This window comes from Pseudomonas sp. URMO17WK12:I12, from assembly GCF_000514395.1.
GTDB classification, from domain to species: Bacteria; Pseudomonadota; Gammaproteobacteria; order Pseudomonadales; family Pseudomonadaceae; genus Aquipseudomonas; species Aquipseudomonas mucoides.
Genome location: NZ_AZVV01000010.1, coordinates 129,059 through 147,222, shown reverse-complemented (window position 1 = coordinate 147,222; position 18,164 = coordinate 129,059). Strand labels below are relative to the sequence as shown.

Below are 18,164 nucleotides of genomic sequence, written 5' to 3'. Positions count from 1 at the left end.
TCGCGGGGCTCATGCGAGCGCTGCACGGGCGGGACAGTCGGACCAGACGAGCCGTCCTAGCTCGCTTCAAATAACGCCATGGCCTCGACATGTGCCGTTTGAGGAAACATATCGAGAATCCCGGCACGTTTTAACCGGTAGCCCTGCTTGATCAATTCAACCGTGTCGCGCGCCAGCGTTGCCGGGTTGCACGACACGTACACCAACCGCTTGGCGCCCAAGGACGCCAGCTTGCGCACGGCCTCGAAAGCACCATCACGCGGTGGGTCCAAGAGTACCGCACAAAAGCCTTCGCGCGCCCATTCGGCGTCGGACAAAGGCTGGGATAAATCGGCCTGAAAAAACTTCGCGTTATGCAGATTATTACTAGCCGCGTTCGCAGCGGCGCGCTCGACCATGGCCTGCACACCTTCCACCGCGACCACTTCGCGAACGGCCTTGGCCAGCGGCAATGCAAAGTTACCCAAGCCACAAAACAAATCCAGAACCCGCTCATCCGCTTGCGGTTTCAGCCAGTCCAACGCCTGGGCAATCATCGCTTCGTTGACCCCGGCATTGACCTGAATGAAATCCCCCGGCCGGTAGGCCAGTTCCAGGTCCCACTGCTCCAGGCGATAACCCAGCGACGCATTGGCCTCGACCGGTTGCGGTTCACCGTCCCCATGCAGCCACAATTGGGCTTCATGGACGGCGCAGAAATCCTTGAGGATGGCCATGTCGGCGTCAGACAACGGCGCCATGTGCCGCAGCAACACGGCCAATGACGAACCGCTGAACAACTCCACATGCCCCAGCGCTTGAGGTTTGCTCAAGCGACGGAGCATCTCCGGCAAGCCGCTCATGATCGGTTGCAAGGGCTGTACCAGCACCGTGCATTCGTTGATCGCGACGATGTCCTGACTGCCCGCTGCGCGGAAACCGACCTCGAGTTTTTTCGCTTTCATGTCCCAACGCACCGCCACGCGGGCGCGACGACGGTAACCGAATTCCGGACCGCTCAACGGCGCTGCCCACTCTTGCGGTTCGACACCGGCGACCTTTGACAGTTGCTCGGCAAGCATGCGTTGTTTCAGGGCGAGTTGTTCAGAATGAGGCATATGTTGCACGCTGCAGCCGCCACAGCGACCGGCGTGCGGGCACGGTGCCGGGCGACGCAGTTCGCTGGCCTGGAACACGCGCTCGGTGCGCGCCTCGACCACTTTGCCGTGGGCGCCCAATACTCGCGCCTCGACGTCTTCACCGGCCAATGCGCCGATGACGAACCAGGTGCGACCTTCAAAAAAAGCGATACCGCGACCGTCATTGGCCAGGCGCTCGATGCTCAAGCGCTGCTTTTTGCCGGTCGGGATTTGTGGGGCCTTGCTGCCGCCCGTGGGTTGGAAGCGCAGGCCTCTCTCGTGCTTGGCCATCAGTTAGGCGCGTCGAAAATGCCGGTCGACAAATAACGGTCGCCACGGTCGCAAATGATCGCGACGATCACCGCGTTTTCAACTTCTTTGGACAGGCGCAGCATCGCCGCCACGGCGCCGCCCGAAGACACGCCACAGAAGATGCCTTCTTCGCGGGCCAGACGACGGGTCACGTCCTCGGCTTCACTTTGCGCCATGTCGACAATACGGTCGACACGATCCGCCTGATAAATCTTCGGCAGGTATTCCTGCGGCCAGCGACGGATGCCCGGAATCGCCGAGCCTTCCATCGGTTGCAGGCCGATGATCTGCACGCCTTCGTTCTGTTCTTTCAAATAGCGAGAGACCCCCATGATGGTACCGGTGGTGCCCATCGAACTGACGAAATGGGTGATGGAGCCCTCGGTCTGACGCCAGATTTCCGGGCCGGTGGTGGTGTAGTGCGCTTGCGGGTTATCCCCGTTGGCGAACTGGTCCAGCACCTTGCCACGGCCTTCGGCTTCCATCCGCTGAGCGAGGTCGCGGGCGCCTTCCATACCTTCTTCCTGGGTGACCAGGATCAGCTCGGCACCATAAGCCGTCATCGCGGCTTTACGTTCGGCGCTGGAGTTGTCCGGCATGATCAGGATCATCTTGTAACCCTTGATCGCGGCGGCCATCGCCAACGCAATACCGGTGTTACCCGAGGTCGCTTCGATCAACGTATCGCCGACGTGGATCTGCCCGCGCAACTCGGCGCGAGTGATCATCGACAGCGCCGGACGGTCCTTGACCGAACCCGCCGGGTTATTCCCTTCGAGCTTGAGCAAAAGGGTATTGCTGGTGGCACCGGGCAGGCGCTGCAAACGGACCAGCGGAGTGTTGCCGACGCAATCGGCGATGGTTGGGTACTGCAAGGTCATGGCGTATTCGCAATCCAGACTGCGGGGGCGCCTATCATACCGGCAAACGTTCGAAGGCCATATCACGCAAAGTGCGGTGCTTATGGCTTATGGGAATAAGCAGTGAAATTCTGGTCACTCCTTTATGCCGACTGGTTAATTTGTGACGGGTGGCTGGGATGGCCTCATCGCGGGCAAGCCCGCTCCCACAGGGTTAGAGGACGATCACGCCATATACGGGTGACACACATCCAGTGTGGGAGCGGGCTTGCCCGCGATGGCGTCATCACTCACACCCTCAACTTCAGCCACCAACCGCATATTCAGCCGCAACCCACCCCCAGTGTTCTCAGCCCACAACTGTCCACCCTGACGCCGCACCGCATTCCTCGCAATGCTCAACCCCAACCCGAACCCGCCATCCCCCGGTCGCGAACCGTCGAGCCGAATGAAGGGGCAGAAGATCCGCTCAAGATCAGTCTCTGCCACCCCGCCGCCTTCATCTTCCAGCCACACATGCCAGAAATCGCCATCACGTTGCCCGCCCAGACTCACCACACCGCCCTTGGGCGAATGACGAATGGCGTTGCGCAGGATGTTTTCCAGCGCCTGCGCCAGGGTGTTGAGGTTGCCGCGCACCCAGCACGACGAGTCCACCGTGCAGCGCAATTGACTGCCCGGCCAGCCGCTTTCATAGCAGGCATTTTCCGTGAGCATTTCCCACAAGGCCTGGACCTGAATCGCTTCGTCAGGCAACGGCGCACGCTCGGTATCGAGCCAGGCCAGTTGCAGCGTGTCCTCTACCAGACGCTGCATGCCATCGACCTCCCGCCCGATACGCTCGCGCAACGCCGTCAACCCCTGCTCGCTTTCGCTGGCCACCCGCAAGCGGCTCAACGGTGTGCGCAGTTCGTGGGACAGGTCGCGCAGCAATTGTTGCTGCAAGGCCACGGTGCTTTGCAGGCGCTCGGACATGTGGTCGAAGGCCCTGCCCAGCTCGCCGAGTTCATCCGAACGATTGGTGGTGCTGCTCGACAGGCGCACGTTCAATTGGTCCGCGCGCCAGGCGTTGGCCTGTTCGCGAAGACTGTTCAACGGCACGACCAGCAGTCGATACAGACCGACACACAACAACAGTGTGAACATTCCCGGAATGATGCCGTTGGTGATCACGCGCCAGATCAACCGGTATTGCCCCGGTACAAAACGTTGGGGCAACTCGATCACCAGGCTGCCGGCCGCCGGGTCGTTGGGAAAAGGGATTCTCAACCATGGCAAGCCCCTGGTGTGGCGACTCGTTGGCCAATCCAGCCCCCGCAAAAAAGTCAGGCGCTGAATTTCTTTATCCGTCAGTGGATAGCTGCTCAACGACTGCAAGTCAGCGCCGATGACACCGACCCAGGATGTCTCGCGCTTGCCGATACCCTGCAGCCAGACGTCGACGCCTGCACTCTGGTGCTGATTCCAGGCTTGCTCGGCTTCGGCGGCGTAGCGGGTCAGCGTGATCCGGGCCTCTTCGGACAAGAACAGGTTTTTCTGCTCCATGTACCGCCCCCACGACCAGCTCAGCCAGATCATCAGCAGACAAAACGCTACCAACAAACAGGCAAGTTTCCAGAACAGCGAGTGACGTCCCGGCAGGTCAGACCATTTCATCGGCAGCACTCAGGACGTAACCCTTGCCCCAAACCGTACGCACTTCGCGCTCGGTGTAGCCGATACCCTTGAGCTTGCGGCGGATCTGACTGATGTGCATGTCGAGGCTGCGGTCATGGGCGGCGTAACCCCGTTGCAGCACATGCTGATACAGGAAGGCTTTGCTCAACACTTCATCGCCATTGCGGTTGAGCGTTTCCAACAACCGATATTCGCTGCGAGTCAGGCCGGCGGCGTGCTCGCCATGGAAAACCTCACACAGTTCATCGTCAAAACGCAGGCTGTGCGCCTCGCAGGCCAACGGCTGCGGCGCCGGTCGACGGTCGAGCGCCACCCGACGCAGGATCGCTTCGATGCGCACGCGCAACTCGGCCATGCTGAAGGGTTTTGGCAGGTAGTCATCGGCGCCCAGACGAAAGCCGCTGATGCGATCCTCCTCGGCACCCAATGCCGACATCAGCACCACGGGCGTGGCATGGCTCTGGCGTAATTGCGTCAACACATTGAGCCCGTCCAGGCCCGGCAGCAGGATATCCATCAACACCACATCGAAAGCTTGCTGGCGCGCGATGGCCAGGCCTTCCTGACCGTTCTGGCACCAGGTCACCTGAAAACCGCAACGGCCCAAATGCTCGCGCACATAGGCACCGAGCACGAGGTCGTCTTCGATGGAAAGGATTCGGGGATGGCCAATCGGGATGGGAGTCATCAGTATCTGCAAATAATTCTCAGTTGAGCGATTATTAAAGATTGCCTGCCGATGGGCAACCCAAGGTTTGCCCAAGACACAAAAGCAGCCCGCCCGCCGACGAATGACGACATCAATTTTACGAAGATTGACTGCCTGCAAATCGCTACACTGCCCGGGTGGCGCGTACCGGATGTACCCGCAGGTCAATCAATCGCTGGATGCAGGAGAGATGCGTGCTCAAGAAACTGGGAATTAAAGGCCGCGTGCTGTTGCTGACCCTGTTGCCGACCACTTTGATGGCCTTGGTCCTGGGCGGCTATTTCACCTGGATGCAGCAATCCGACCTGCAATCCCAACTGATGCAGCGCGGCGAAATGATCGCCGAGCAGCTGGCACCGCTGGTGGCCCCGGCCATGGCGCACAAGGACAATGAGCTGCTGGAACGCATCGCCACCCAGTCGCTGGAAACAGCCGACGTGCGCGCAGTGACCTTCCTCGCCCCCGACCGCACACCGGTAGCCCACGCCGGCCCGACCATGCTCAATCAGGCGCCGCCGCTGGGCGACGGTTCGAAGATGTTGCGCCGCAGCGGCAACGATGCGACGCGTTACCTGCTGCCGGTGTTCGGCAAACACCGCAACCTGGCCGGCGACTTGATTCCCGACGAAGCCGACCGCCTGCTGGGCTGGGTCGAACTCGAGCTGTCGCACAGCGGCATGTTGCTGCGCGGTTACCGCAGCCTGTTTGCCAGCCTGATGATGATTGCTGCCGGTCTGGCGGGTGCGGCGCTGCTGGCCCTGCGCATGGGCCGGACCATCAATCGGCCGATCAGCCAGATCAAACTGGCGGTGGCGCAACTCAAGGACGGTCATCTGGAAACCCGCCTGCCACCCCTCGGCAGCCAGGAACTGGATGAACTGGCGTCCGGCATCAACCGCATGGCCGGCACCCTGCAGAACGCCCAGGAAGAATTGCAGCACAGTGTCGATCAGGCCACCGAAGACGTGCGTCAGAATCTGGAAACCATCGAGATCCAGAACATCGAGCTGGACCTGGCGCGCAAGGAAGCCCTGGAAGCGAGCCGGATCAAATCCGAGTTCCTGGCCAACATGAGCCATGAAATCCGCACGCCGCTCAACGGCATTCTCGGCTTCACCCACCTGCTGCAAAAAAGCGAGCTGACGCCGCGTCAGCTCGACTACCTGGGCACCATCGAAAAGTCCGCCGACAGCTTGCTGGGGATCATCAACGAGATCCTCGACTTCTCGAAAATCGAGGCCGGCAAACTGGTGCTCGACAACATTCCGTTCAACCTGCGCGACTTGCTGCAGGACACCCTGACCATCCTCGCCCCCGCCGCCCACGCAAAACAGCTGGAACTGGTGAGTCTGGTCTATCGCGACACGCCGTTGTCGCTGGTGGGCGATCCGCTGCGACTCAAGCAGATCCTCACCAACCTGGTCAGCAACGCGATCAAGTTCACCCGCGAAGGCACCATCGTCGCCCGTGCCATGCTCGAAGAAGAACACGAAGACAGCGTGCAACTGCGCATCAGCATCCAGGACACGGGCATCGGCCTGTCGAGTCAGGACGTGCGCGCGCTGTTCCAGGCTTTCAGCCAGGCCGACAATTCGTTGTCTCGGCAACCCGGCGGCACCGGGCTGGGGCTGGTGATTTCCAAGCGACTGATTGAACAGATGGGCGGCGAGATTGGCGTCGACAGTACGCCGGGCGAAGGTTCGGAGTTCTGGATCAGCCTGAGCCTGCCCAAGACCCGCGACGACGCCGAAGACCTGCCCAGCGCTCCCCTGCTCGGGCGCCGCGTGGCGGTGCTGGAAAACCATGAACTGGCGCGGCAGGCATTGCAGCATCAACTGGAAGATTGCGGCCTGAGCGTCACGCCGTTCAATACCCTGGAAAGCCTGGCCAATGGCGTGACCGGCGCGCATCAGACCGATCAGGCCATCGACCTGGCGGTGCTCGGCATCACCAGCAACGACATGCCGCCCGAGCGTCTCAACCAGCACATCTGGGACCTCGAACACCTGGGCTGCAAAGTCCTGGTGCTGTGCCCGACCACCGAGCAGACGCTGTTCCATCTCTCGGTGCCGAACCCGCACAGTCAACTTCAGGCCAAACCGGCCTGCACGCGCAAACTGCGTCGGGCCTTGTCCGATCTGGTCAACCCGCGCCAGCAGCGCAGCGAACCCGGCGAACCGGTCTCCAGTCGTGCGCCGAAAGTCCTGTGCGTCGACGACAACCCGGCCAACCTGTTGCTGGTGCAAACCCTGCTCGAAGACATGGGTGCCAAGGTGCTTGCAGTTGAAAGCGGTTACGCGGCGGTCAAAGCGGTGCAGAACGAAACCTTCGACCTGGTATTGATGGACGTGCAAATGCCCGGCATGGACGGGCGTCAAAGCACCGAAGCGATTCGCCAGTGGGAAAGCGAGCGGCATTGCACTCCGCTGCCGATCGTTGCCCTCACCGCTCACGCCATGGCCAATGAAAAACGCGCACTGCTACAAAGCGGCATGGACGATTACCTGACCAAACCCATCAGCGAGCGGCAACTGGCGCAGGTGGTGCTGAAGTGGACAGGTCTGGCGTTGCGCAACCATGGGCCGGAGCGTGCCAACGAAAGCCACGGTGGCGGGCATGATTTGCTGGTGCTCGACCCCGAAGAAGGTTTACGCCTGGCCGCGGGGAAGGCGGATCTGGCGGCAGACATGCTGGCAATGTTGCTGGCCTCGCTTGAAGCCGACCGCGAAGCCATTCGCATCGCCCGGGAAAGCAATGACCAGAATGCATTGATCGAACGCGTCCACCGCTTGCACGGGGCGACCCGTTATTGCGGCGTCCCGCAACTGCGTGCGGCCTGTCAACGCAGTGAAACCCTGCTCAAGCAACAGGACCCGAAAGCCCCCGGCGCGCTGGAAGACCTCGACCGGGCGATCAATCGCCTGGCCGCGCATGCCCGCATCAACGCTTGATGCAGCGCAACGGCGCTGACCACCATCAGCGCTAAGCTGCCTTTGTTAGCAGCTGCCGAAGGCTGCTACATAAAAGCTTTGACCGAGTTAAATGGAGGACTCATGCGCACGATTCTTTTCAGCAGCCAGACCTACGACCGTGACAGTTTTCTGGGCGCCGAGCTGCCTGCCGGCATCGAACTGCACTTTCAATCGGCGCGGCTGAGCCTTGATACCGTGGCGCTGGCAGAACATCACGAGGTGGTCTGCGCCTTCATCAATGACGACCTCAGCGCCCCGGTGCTGGAACGTCTTGCTGCGGGCGGTACGCGCCTGATTGCCCTGCGCTCGGCCGGTTACAACCATGTCGACCTGGCGGTGGCGAAACGTCTGGGCCTTGCAATCGTGCGCGTCCCGGCTTATTCCCCGCACGCTGTGGCTGAACACGCGGTTGCGTTGATCCTGGCGCTCAACCGCCGCTTGCACCGGGCCTACAACCGCACCCGCGAAGGCGATTTCAGCCTGCACGGGCTGACCGGCTTCGACCTGGTGGGCAAGACCGTCGGCGTGGTCGGCACCGGGCAGATCGGCGCAACGTTCGCCAAGATCATGAACGGTTTCGGCTGCCAGTTACTCGCCTACGACCCGTTCCCCAATCCGCAGGTCGAAGCCCTTGGCGCCCGCTACCTGAGTTTGCCGGAACTGCTGGCGCAGTCGCAGATCATCAGCCTGCATTGCCCACTCAATGAGCAAAGCAAACACCTGATCAACCGAGAATCACTGGCGCACATGCAACCGGGCGCAATGCTGATCAACACCGGGCGTGGCGGCCTGGTGGACACCCCGGCGCTGATCGACGCCTTGAAGGACGGCCAATTGGGTTATCTGGGGCTGGATGTGTATGAAGAAGAGGCGCAGCTGTTTTTCGAGGACCGCTCGGACCTGCCGCTACAGGATGATGTGCTGGCGCGGCTGCTGACCTTTCCGAATGTGATCGTCACTGCGCACCAGGCCTTCCTGACCCGCGAAGCCCTGGGCGCGATTGCCGCGACGACCTTGCAGAACATCGTCGCCTGGGGCGCCGGAACGCCGCAGAATCAGGTCGAGGGCTGATTTTTCTCAGGCTTTGGACAACAGGATCATCAGGCCCAGCCAGCCGAAACCGAGCAAGCGCTGCCCCACGGAATGCCCGCGACGCAGCAGGAACCAGACAAAAAACGGCGGCAGGAAGAAAATCATCAGCTTCAGCCAGAGTTCTACCGGTCGCGTCCCGTTCAGCGTGGGTGTCGGAGCCGGTGCTGAAACGTCGGCTTCCACCTGGGTTTTTCGTTTGCGTCCGAACGCGGCTGGAGTCACCCGGGCCACTTTCTCATCTTCCGGCAAACGCCCGAAAGAAATCGGTGCCTGTACGGGCGCTACTGTCGAAGTGGCCGCTTGCACCGTTGCCGCCGGTGCACCGCAATGAATGCAAGCAGGCGCCGTAGAGCTGATGCTTTGCTTGCACTCATAACATTCGATTAACGCCATGTCCGTTCCCTAAAAGTGTAAAAGCGGCAGTGTGCCATGAGTCGACAGGTTTTTTGAACCTGATCGAAGGTCATCTCCCCGCCCCATGCTGCGTGCAGGCCCGTGATAGCATACCGCGCATATTTGGAGGACCCATGGTCGAACACGATTTCCGCTACACCCTGATGAGCCCGCAACACACCCTTACCGAATGCCGGGCCCTCGTGCCGGGGCGTTATCAAGTCACCGGCAACGGCGGCTCGATCCGGATTGGCGACGTGCTGGTAGTGACCCTCAAAGGCAGCAAGGACTTGTCCATGCGCCTGACCGTTGAAACGGTTCGCCACTTGATCAACCCGCCGGGCCAATGGGTCGCGGTGAGCAGTGGCCCGGTGTTCGGCGAGTTGGGGATCCACACCTGGGAAGTCAATTGCGACAGCTGCGCCAAAGCCTTGAGCTTTGAATTCGCGGTCGACGCCAAACTGGGCAACAAGGCTGAAAAACCGGCTGCTAACGCGCGGATTGCCGAATTGGGCTGGACCACCGTGGGTGAAAAACACCTGTGCCCGACATGCCAGGAGTCTGCGTGATGAAACGCCTCGCCCTGACCTCCCTGGTCGGTGCCAGCCTGCTGGGCTGCGCCGCCGAGCCGGTGCAACTGCAACAAAACCGTAGCTACATTCTGGAATGGATCGGCGAACGTCCGTTGATGGACTACAGCCACCTGACCATCACCCTCGGTGACGACGGCCGGGCCTACGGCAACGGCGGCTGCAACCATTGGTTCGCGCCCTACACTCTGGAAGGCGACAAGCTGAGCTTCGGCCAGATCGGCAGCACCCGCAAGTTGTGCGCGCCAGCGGTCATGGAGCAGGAAAAACGCTTCTTGCAGGCGCTGGAAGGCGTGCAGCGCTGGGACATTTCCCCGATCGAGCAGATGCGTTTCTGGCCGGCCGAAGGCAAGCCGTTGCGTTGGTGGCTTGAAGAGGGTTGATCGACGCACAGCAACCTATGTAGCAGCTGGCTGCGCCAGCTGCTACAAGTCGTGTACGGCTTAACAGTCATCTCACTTGACCGCCTGCAACGCCTCAAGCTTTGCCATCACCCCCGCCGCCGTCTGCTCGCCCATCAGTTGTTCGCGAACCTTGCCCTTGTTATCGATGATGTACGTCACCGGCAACGCCTCGCTGCGTGGCAATTCAAAAAAATCGGCCGGGTCTGAAGCCAGGACCGTGAACTTGATCCCCAGTTTCTCGCTGGCGCTCTTCAGCTCTTCACCCTGCACGTTGTCGAAATTGACCCCGAACACGCCGATCTTCTTGTCCTTCAACTGATCGGCCAACGCGTTCAACTGTGGAATCTCGGTCCGGCAGGGGCCACACCATTCAGCCCAGTAATTAAGCACCAGCCATTTGCCATCCAGGCGATTGGCAGCAACCTTGTGACCGTCCTGGTCGATACCATAGTCATTGCCGCAGCCCCCCAGCATCAACGCCCCGATAATCGCCAATGCCGCTGCCAGTCGCCTTGTCATGTCGTAATCCTTGCTCAAAATTGAATGCGCCTGCGACCCATCGCCTCGCAAGGTTCTGGATTGCGCGCTGCACAGTTAGAATAGCCGCCACTTTACGCAAGAAGCGACCCGCACATGACCGATCTGACGCTTTATCACAACCCGCGCTGCTCGAAATCCCGCGGTGCGCTCGAACTGCTCGAGGCCCGTGGCCTGACCCCGACCGTGGTCCGCTACCTCGAAACTCCGCTGGACGCCGCGCAAATCCAGACCCTGCTGAGGAAACTCGGCCTCAGTGCCCGGCAACTGCTGCGCACCGGTGAGGACGAGTACAAAACCCTCAACCTGGCGGACAGCAGCCTGAGCGAAGCGCAATTGGTCGGCGCCATCGCGGCGCATCCGAAACTCATGGAGCGACCGATTCTCGAAGTCGGCGACAAAGCCGTCATCGGCCGTCCGCCAGAGCAAATCCTGGAGTTGCTGCCGTGAGCGCGCCGTACATTCTGGTGCTGTATTACAGCCGCAGCGGCTCGACCAATGAAATGGCCCGGCAAATTGCCCGTGGCGTCGAGCAGTCCGGGATGGAAGCGCGCCTGCGCACCGTGCCGGCGATCTCCACCGAATGTGAAGCGGTGTCGCCGGACATTCCGGACGAAGGCGCGCTGTACGCCAGCCTCGACGACCTGAAGAACTGCGCGGGCCTGGCCCTGGGCAGCCCGACCCGTTTCGGCAACATGGCCGCGCCACTCAAGTATTTCCTCGATGGCACCAGCAACCTGTGGCTGACCGGCGCGCTGGTGGGCAAGCCGGCTGGCGTGTTCACCTCCACGGCGAGCCTGCACGGCGGCCAGGAAACCACGCTGCTGTCGATGATGTTGCCGCTGCTGCACCACGGCATGCTGATCACCGGCTTGCCTTACAGCGAGTCGGCGCTGCTGGAAACCCGTGGCGGCGGCACGCCATACGGCGCCAGTCATCACGCCGGGGCCGACGGCAAAAGCGGTTTGAATGAACATGAAGTGGCGCTGTGCCGGGCCTTGGGCCTGCGGTTGGCGAAGACTGCGCAAAAGCTGGGGAACTGACGTGGCCAAGAAGCCGAAGATTCTGCCGTCCATTGAATGGCTCCAGCCGCGGGTCCGGGCGATGCGCGTCATCAGCCTGCTGTGCTTTTTCGGTCTGGTGGGGCTGTTGTGCGCCTACTACCTGGTGTTCGCCGACCTGCATGGCGCGCGGCCATGGGTGATTCTGCTGATCGAGCTGGTGCCTTTGTTGTTACTGGCACCCGGCATGATTATCGGCAGTGCCCGCGGGCATTCGTGGATGTGTTTTGTGGTGAACCTGTATTTCATCAAGGGCGCGTTGGCGGCGTATGACCCGAACCGGCAGCTGTTTGGGTTGCTGGAGATGGGGGCGAGCCTGGCAGTCTTTTGCTCGGCATTGTTGTATGTGCGGTGGCGGTTTCAGCTCAATCGCAAGCTTGCGGGCGAAGGTGAGATTAGCGTCGCCTGACAGACCGCTGTCGCGAGCAGGCCCACTCCTACACTGGATCTGTGGTGTTCACAAATCCCCTGCAGGAGTGAGCCTGCTCACGATGGGATCAACTCGGTCTTAATGATTGACGGTGTAAGCCAGCATCATCGAAATCTGGCTCATCGCCCGCCCGCCACTCTGTTCATGCCACTGGTTGAACACCTCCTGCACCAAGGCCAGATCGCGCAAACTGGTCGGCACCTTGTCGACGATCTTCTGCGCATTCAACGCCGCAACCACGTCGTAGCTCGGCACAAACGTGTCCTTGCCGACCATGCGCAAGAAACGCGGCGCCGACAGCCCGCCCAATTGATGGCCGCGTTTTTTAAGGTACGTCCACAGCCCGACGATATCCGTCACCGGCCAATCGGCAATCAGCGCACCAAAGCTGCCCTTCTCATGCGAGACGTCCAGAATGAACTGCGCGTTGCGCGGCACGCTTTTGAGCTTGCCCAGGTGGCGGATGATTCGCGCATCCTGCATCAAGCGTTCGAGGTGTTCGGCGCTCATCAGCACGACTTTCTCCGGGTCGAACTTGAAGAACACTTCTTCGAAAGCCGGCCACTTGGCGTCCACCAGGCTGTGCTTGAGGCCGGCGCGGAAGACCCGCAGGGCCATAGTCGAGAGGTAGCGGTCGTCGCTGATTTTGCGCAATTGTGCCGGGGTTTTCGGAACGGGCAGATGGGCTTCCAGTTCAGCTGCTGAACCGAAGCGGTTCAGACAGTATTCGTGCAGCCACTTGTAATCGCGCATGCCCTCTCCTGAGGTATTAAACGAAAAACCAAATGGGGGAGCGAGCCTGCTCGCGAAGAGGGAGCATCAGTCAACCTACTCGTTGAATGACACACCGCTTTCGCGAGCAGGCTCGCTCCCACAGTTTTAATCAGAGGTTGACCACGTTAACGAAGCGCGAAGCCGCCGTCTCGTCGATCTTGAGGCTGGTGAAATCAAACAGGTTGCGATCCGCCAGTTGAGACGGCTGCACATTTTGCAGACTGCGGAAAATGCTTTCGGTACGGCCCGGGGTCTTGCGTTCCCAGTCTTGCAGCATGTCCTTGACCACCTGACGTTGCAGGTTTTCCTGAGAACCACAGAGGTTGCACGGGATGATCGGGAATTGCTTGAAGTCCGAATAGGCCTGGATGTCTTTTTCGTTGCAGTAGGCCAGCGGACGGATCACCACGTTGCGCCCGTCGTCGGCGCGCAGTTTTGGCGGCATGGCCTTGAGCGAACCGTTGAAGAACATGTTGAGGAAGAACGTCTCGACGATGTCGTCACGGTGATGACCGAGGGCCATTTTGGTCGCGCCGATTTCGTCGGCAAAGGTGTACAGCGTGCCGCGACGCAGCCGCGAGCACAGCGAGCAGGTGGTCTTGCCCTCCGGGATCAGCTCCTTGACCACCGAGTAGGTGTCTTTCTCGACGATGTGGTACTCGATGCCCAGTTCCTTGAGGTAGGCCGGCAGCACGTGCTCCGGGAACCCTGGCTGCTTCTGGTCCATGTTCACGGCCACGATCTCGAACTTGATCGGGGCGACCTTCTGCAAGTGCATCAGCACGTCGAGCATGGTGTAGCTGTCCTTGCCACCGGACAGGCAGACCATGACCTTGTCGCCGTCTTCAATCATGTTGAAATCGGCAACAGCCTCACCGGCCTGACGGCGAAGGCGCTTTTGCAGTTTGTTCTGGTTAACCGTGAGAGTGCCCATGACGCGAATCCGTGAGGTGTGACGAAAGGCCGGCATTTTACGCAAAAACTTCGCTCTTGTGGCGAGCGCCCCACAGGGACTTATGTCGACAGACCCGTCGGCGATTAACAGTGATCTTTACAGCGCGATTTGCTCTAAGCCCCTATCACCTGTACGGGTAAGTCCTTTCTATACTGCGACATAAGGTCGCATTCAAATCCAGACCTTTACTTACGTGGCCACTTTGGCCTGTAGGCGCTCCACTGGGGGGCGACGGTAAAAACAAGAGGAGTGACTGGCATGATCCATCACGTAGTGGGGCTTTTCACCCACCCCGACCAGGAATGGAAAGAAATCCGTGGCGACCAAGAGGAAAGCATCAGCCACATGTACCTGACTCACACGCTGATTCTGGCGGCGATCCCCGCCGTGTCCGCGTTTATCGGCACCACGCAGGTCGGCTGGGTAATCGGCAGCCGCGCACCCGTGATGCTGACGCAGGAAAGCGCGCTATGGATGACGATCATGTCTTACGTGGCGATGCTCGGCGGTGTTGCAGTCATGGGGGCGTTCATCCACTGGATGGCTCGCACCTATGACGCCAACCCGAGCCTGGCCCGTTGCGTTGCGTTTGCGACCTACACCGCAACCCCGCTGTTCATCGGCGGTCTGGCGGCGCTGTACCCACACATGTGGCTGGGGATGATCGTCGGGACGGCGGCCATCTGCTACACGGTGTACCTGCTGTACGTGGGGCTACCCACTTTCATGAACATTCCATCAGACGAGGGGTTCCTGTTTTCAAGTTCGGTGCTTGCGGTAGGCCTGGTGGTGTTGGTTGCCATCATGGCGTTCACAGTCATTGTCTGGGGACTCGGCGTGGGGCCGGTCTATACGAACTAATGGTTCTTTCCACCCAAAAACAAGATCTGCCAATACAGGCCGCCGCAAGGCGGCCTTCTAATGTCGGGGGCGACGACCATTCGGCGCCTCGGCGATTCGCAAGACTCCAGGGTTGCGGCATACTCGACGTCTCTGGAGATCCATCAAGCATGCCCGAGCAACTCAATACCCGCGTCGAAGACTGTTACCAACTGGCCGAATCCTTTTTCAAACGAACGTTCAAACGCCCCGTGGTGAGCCTCAAGCTGCGCGGTCAAAAAGCCGGTGTCGCGCATTTGCACGAGAACCTGCTGCGCTTCAATCCGCAGCTGTACCGGGAAAACACCGAAGACTTCCTCAAGCAAACCGTGGCCCACGAGGTCGCGCACCTGATCGCTCATCAACTGTTTGGCGACCGCATCCAGCCGCACGGTGAAGAGTGGCAGCTGATCATGCGCGGCGTGTACGAACTGCCGCCCAATCGCTGCCACACCTACGACGTCAAACGCCGCAGCGTGACGCGCTATATCTACAAATGCCCGTGTGCAGACAGCGATTTCCCGTTTTCAGCGCAGCGCCATGGTCTGGTGCGACAGGGCCGGCGGTATTTGTGCCGGCGGTGCCGGAGCACGTTGGTGTTCAGTGGGGAGATGCGGGTCGAGTAACCGCACGATCGTTCCCACGCTCCGCGTGGAACGATCAATGGGGCCCTGTCAGCCGCTAGATAACCACCTTGGCACGCCGCAATTCTTCGATCCGCTGCGCACTAAACCCCAACTCCCCCAACACCTGATCCGTATGCTGCCCCAGCGCCGCGCCGATATACCGTGGCTCAGGCAAACCGTCCGAAAACTTCAACGGACACGCCATCTGCGCCTGCGTAGAGCCATCCCCTCGCGGAACCTCGGTCACCAAATCCCGCGCCTTCAGCTGCGGATGCGCAATCGCCTCGCCCAGATTCAACACCGGCTCGACACACGCATCCAGCTCAGCAAACAAGCCGCACAACTCGCCGAAATCATGTTTCTCGAATTCAGTCTTCAACGCGTCCTTGAGCTTTTTCTGGTCCGCAGGCTTTGGCGACAACCCCAGGGATGACAACTCCTCCAGCCCCAGCGCCGTACACAGTTGCTTCATAAACGCGGGCTCCAGGCTGCCCACTGAAAACCAGCGTCCATCCCGTGAACGGTAATAGTCATAGAAGCTGCCGCCATTGAGCATCTGGTTTTCCCGGCGCGGCTCCACGCCACAGGCCAGGTACCCGGCGCCGGCCATGGCGTTCAGGCTGAACGCACAATCGGTCATGCTCACGTCAAGGTGCTGGCCCTGCCCGGTCTGCTGCCGGGCGATGACCGCCGCGAGCAGGCCGATGACCCCGTGCAGCGAGCCCCCGGCGACATCCGCCACTTGCATGCCCAACGGCAGCGGCCCGCTGTCGGCGCGGCCGGTGTAGCTGGCCAGTCCCGCCAGCGCCAGGTAGTTGATGTCGTGGCCGGCGCGGTCTTTGTAGGGGCCGGTCTGGCCATAACCGGTAATCGATACGTAGATCAACTTGGGATTGATCGCCTTCAAGGCTTCATAACCCAGGCCCAGGCGTTCCATCACACCGGGACGGAACTGCTCCAGCACGATGTCATAGTCGGTCAGCAACTGCTTGATCACCTCCAGTGCTTCGGGGTGCTTGAGGTCCAGCGCCAGGCTGCGCTTGTTGCGATTGAGGTAGGCGTGACTCGCGGACACGCCCTGATCATGCGGCGGCAACACCCGCAGCAGATCCATGCGCGTCGGTGATTCGATGCGCAACACCTCGGCGCCCATGTCCGCCAGCAACAACGAGGCAAACGGCCCCGGCAACAGTGTCGAAAAATCCAGAACCTTGAGTGATGCCAATGGCCCGAGCATGAGCGATCTCCGTGAACGATACCTCCAGCCTAGGCAGCCGATCGGATTGCAGCAATCACCCGAAGTGTCAGCAAAGGTGACCGTTACGCTCAAATCACGGGCAAGAAAAAACCCGCCGAAGCGGGTTTTTCATTGCAACGCGTGTTACTTGACGTTGCTTGGGGTTGGGCCTTCGGCCACGCCCAGGTCGTCTTCTACGCGCTCGTCGGAGATGCCGCGACCGCCAGAAGCCAGTTCTGCGTGCATCACGTCAACGTCCAGCTCCTTGACCCACTTGGCCACGACCAGGGTGGCAACGGCGTTACCCACCAGGTTGGTCAGGGCGCGGGCTTCGGACATGAAGCGGTCGATACCGAGAATCAGCGCCAGGCCGGCAACCGGCAAGTGGCCGACGGCGGACAAGGTAGCGGCCAACACGATGAAACCACTACCGGTCACGCCAGCAGCGCCTTTGGAGGACAGCAGCAACACCACCAACAGAGTGATCTGGTGAGTGATGTCCATGTGGGTGTCGGTCGCCTGAGCGATGAACACGGCCGCCATGGTCAGGTAGATCGCGGTGCCGTCGAGGTTGAACGAGTAACCCGTCGGGATCACCAGACCCACGACGGATTTCTGCGCGCCCAGACGCTCCATCTTGATCAGCATGCGTGGCAGTACCGATTCCGAAGAAGAAGTACCCAACACGATCAGCAGTTCTTCACGGATGTAGCGAATGACTTTGAGAATGCTGAAGCCATGAGCGCGAGCGATACCGCCCAGCACAACCAGTACGAACACGAGGCACGTGATGTAGAAGCACGCCATCAACTGACCCAGCTGCACCAGCGAGCCGACACCGTAGGCGCCGATGGTGAACGCCATGGCGCCGAAGGCACCCAGTGGCGCGAGCTTCATGATCATGTTGATGATGTTGAACATCACGTGGGCGAAGCGATCGATGAAATCGAGCAGCGGTCGGCCGTAGGAGCCCAGGCGATGCAGGGCGAAACCGAAGATCACCGAGAACATCAGCACCTGCAGGATATCGCCGGTGGCGAACGCGCCGAAGATGGTGTTCGGGATCACGTTCAGCAGGAAGCCAACCACGCTTTGATCAGCGCCGGCGGCCACGTACTGCGCCACTTTGGAGGCATCCAGCGTGGTCACGTCGATGTGCATGCCGTTGCCCGGCTGGACGATGTTGACCACCACCAGACCGACCAGCAAAGCGATGGTCGACACGATTTCAAAATACAGCAGCGCGTAACCGCCGGTCTTGCCGACCGATTTCATGTCCTGCATGCCGGCGATACCGCTGACCACGGTGCAGAAGATGATCGGGGCGATGATCATTTTGATCAGTTTGATGAACCCGTCACCCAGCGGCTTGAGGGCCACACCGGCCTGCGGATAGAAGTGACCGATCAAAATACCGATGATGATGGCAACGATCACCTGGAAATACAGGGATTTATACAGTGGCTGACGAGTCGTCATTGCAAAGTTCCTCAAGAGTGCCCGGTGACAACATCCACCTGTTGTCCCTGACACCTGAA

19 protein-coding genes are annotated in these 18,164 nt (G+C 60.5%); 9 read left to right on the top strand and 10 right to left on the bottom strand.

The window, feature by feature from the left end:
- Nucleotides 1-56 precede the first annotated feature (56 nt).
- The 4 genes from rlmD to D882_RS0114875 all read right to left on the bottom strand — a co-directional run bounded on the left by rlmD (nt 57) and on the right by D882_RS0114875 (nt 4,655).
- Nucleotides 57-1,409 (bottom strand): 23S rRNA (uracil(1939)-C(5))-methyltransferase RlmD, encoded by a 1,353-nt coding sequence (gene rlmD / locus D882_RS0114890; RefSeq protein WP_027923984.1) that lies wholly within the window; start codon nt 1,407-1,409, stop codon nt 57-59.
- On the bottom strand, nt 1,409-2,311 hold the full coding sequence (cysM, locus tag D882_RS0114885) for a cysteine synthase CysM (protein WP_027923983.1): 903 nt from the start codon (nt 2,309-2,311) through the stop codon (nt 1,409-1,411). The genes rlmD and cysM overlap by 1 nt, the downstream gene beginning before the upstream one ends.
- A gap of 204 nt (nt 2,312-2,515) precedes the next feature.
- A complete protein-coding gene (locus D882_RS0114880; RefSeq protein WP_027923982.1) occupies nt 2,516-3,946 on the bottom strand; it encodes a sensor histidine kinase in 1,431 nt (476 codons plus the stop codon).
- On the bottom strand, nt 3,933-4,655 hold the full coding sequence (locus D882_RS0114875) for a response regulator transcription factor (protein WP_027923981.1): 723 nt from the start codon (nt 4,653-4,655) through the stop codon (nt 3,933-3,935). The genes D882_RS0114880 and D882_RS0114875 overlap by 14 nt, the downstream gene beginning before the upstream one ends.
- Before the next feature lie 215 nt (nt 4,656-4,870).
- On the opposite strand from D882_RS0114875, the gene D882_RS0114870 reads away from it, so the two are divergent.
- Nucleotides 4,871-7,627, top strand: a complete 2,757-nt coding sequence (locus D882_RS0114870) for a response regulator (RefSeq protein ID WP_027923980.1) — start codon at nt 4,871-4,873, stop codon at nt 7,625-7,627.
- 102 nt (nt 7,628-7,729) lie between these two features.
- Complete coding sequence (locus tag D882_RS0114865) at nt 7,730-8,719, top strand: 2-hydroxyacid dehydrogenase (RefSeq protein WP_027923979.1); 990 nt, start codon at nt 7,730-7,732, stop codon at nt 8,717-8,719.
- 6 nt (nt 8,720-8,725) lie between these two features.
- On the opposite strand, the gene D882_RS0114860 is transcribed toward D882_RS0114865, so the two are convergent.
- Nucleotides 8,726-9,133 carry a hypothetical protein gene (locus tag D882_RS0114860; protein ID WP_027923978.1) on the bottom strand — a complete coding sequence of 136 codons (408 nt, stop codon included), beginning with the start codon at nt 9,131-9,133 and terminating at the stop codon, nt 8,726-8,728.
- Nucleotides 9,134-9,267: 134 nt separating this feature from the next.
- Here D882_RS0114860 and D882_RS0114855 point away from each other — a divergent pair, with 134 nt between their 5' ends.
- Both D882_RS0114855 and D882_RS0114850 read left to right on the top strand, forming a co-directional pair.
- On the top strand, nt 9,268-9,702 hold the full coding sequence (locus D882_RS0114855) for a hypothetical protein (protein WP_027923977.1): 435 nt from the start codon (nt 9,268-9,270) through the stop codon (nt 9,700-9,702).
- Nucleotides 9,702-10,106 (top strand): META domain-containing protein, encoded by a 405-nt coding sequence (locus D882_RS0114850; protein ID WP_027923976.1) that lies wholly within the window; start codon nt 9,702-9,704, stop codon nt 10,104-10,106. Before D882_RS0114855 ends, D882_RS0114850 begins: the two co-directional genes overlap by 1 nt.
- 72 nt (nt 10,107-10,178) lie before the next feature.
- Here the strand turns inward: D882_RS0114850 and D882_RS0114845 are convergent, their stop codons facing one another.
- Complete coding sequence (locus tag D882_RS0114845) at nt 10,179-10,646, bottom strand: TlpA disulfide reductase family protein (protein WP_027923975.1); 468 nt, start codon at nt 10,644-10,646, stop codon at nt 10,179-10,181.
- Nucleotides 10,647-10,760: 114 nt separating this feature from the next.
- Between D882_RS0114845 and arsC the strand changes: the two genes are divergently transcribed.
- From arsC to D882_RS0114830, 3 genes are read left to right on the top strand one after another with little or no spacing between them, the layout of a single operon-like run.
- Entirely contained in the window at nt 10,761-11,114 is a 354-nt protein-coding gene (arsC, locus tag D882_RS0114840; protein WP_027923974.1) for an arsenate reductase (glutaredoxin), read from the top strand.
- Nucleotides 11,111-11,707, top strand: coding sequence for an NAD(P)H:quinone oxidoreductase (wrbA, locus tag D882_RS0114835; protein WP_027923973.1), 597 nt, complete (start codon nt 11,111-11,113; stop codon nt 11,705-11,707). Before arsC ends, wrbA begins: the two co-directional genes overlap by 4 nt.
- 1 nt (nt 11,708) lies before the next feature.
- Nucleotides 11,709-12,134, top strand: a complete 426-nt coding sequence (locus D882_RS0114830) for a DUF2069 domain-containing protein (RefSeq protein ID WP_027923972.1) — start codon at nt 11,709-11,711, stop codon at nt 12,132-12,134.
- A 99-nt stretch (nt 12,135-12,233) separates the two neighbouring features.
- On the opposite strand, the gene D882_RS0114825 is transcribed toward D882_RS0114830, so the two are convergent.
- Both D882_RS0114825 and ttcA read right to left on the bottom strand, forming a co-directional pair.
- Entirely contained in the window at nt 12,234-12,908 is a 675-nt protein-coding gene (locus tag D882_RS0114825) for a DNA-3-methyladenine glycosylase I (protein ID WP_027923971.1), read from the bottom strand.
- 130 nt (nt 12,909-13,038) lie between these two features.
- On the bottom strand, nt 13,039-13,863 hold the full coding sequence (gene ttcA, locus D882_RS0114820) for a tRNA 2-thiocytidine(32) synthetase TtcA (protein ID WP_027923970.1): 825 nt from the start codon (nt 13,861-13,863) through the stop codon (nt 13,039-13,041).
- A gap of 279 nt (nt 13,864-14,142) precedes the next feature.
- On the opposite strand from ttcA, the gene D882_RS0114815 reads away from it, so the two are divergent.
- On the top strand, nt 14,143-14,745 hold the full coding sequence (locus D882_RS0114815; RefSeq protein WP_008029348.1) for a Yip1 family protein: 603 nt from the start codon (nt 14,143-14,145) through the stop codon (nt 14,743-14,745).
- 149 nt (nt 14,746-14,894) lie between these two features.
- A complete protein-coding gene (locus D882_RS0114810) occupies nt 14,895-15,389 on the top strand; it encodes a SprT family zinc-dependent metalloprotease (protein WP_027923969.1) in 495 nt (164 codons plus the stop codon).
- Nucleotides 15,390-15,444: 55 nt separating this feature from the next.
- Here the strand turns inward: D882_RS0114810 and D882_RS0114805 are convergent, their stop codons facing one another.
- Together D882_RS0114805 and D882_RS0114800 are read right to left on the bottom strand one after the other, a co-directional pair.
- Nucleotides 15,445-16,626 carry a CaiB/BaiF CoA-transferase family protein gene (locus D882_RS0114805; RefSeq protein ID WP_027923968.1) on the bottom strand — a complete coding sequence of 394 codons (1,182 nt, stop codon included), beginning with the start codon at nt 16,624-16,626 and terminating at the stop codon, nt 15,445-15,447.
- A 144-nt stretch (nt 16,627-16,770) separates the two neighbouring features.
- Nucleotides 16,771-18,105 carry a dicarboxylate/amino acid:cation symporter gene (locus D882_RS0114800; RefSeq protein ID WP_027923967.1) on the bottom strand — a complete coding sequence of 445 codons (1,335 nt, stop codon included), beginning with the start codon at nt 18,103-18,105 and terminating at the stop codon, nt 16,771-16,773.
- Nucleotides 18,106-18,164 lie beyond the last annotated feature (59 nt).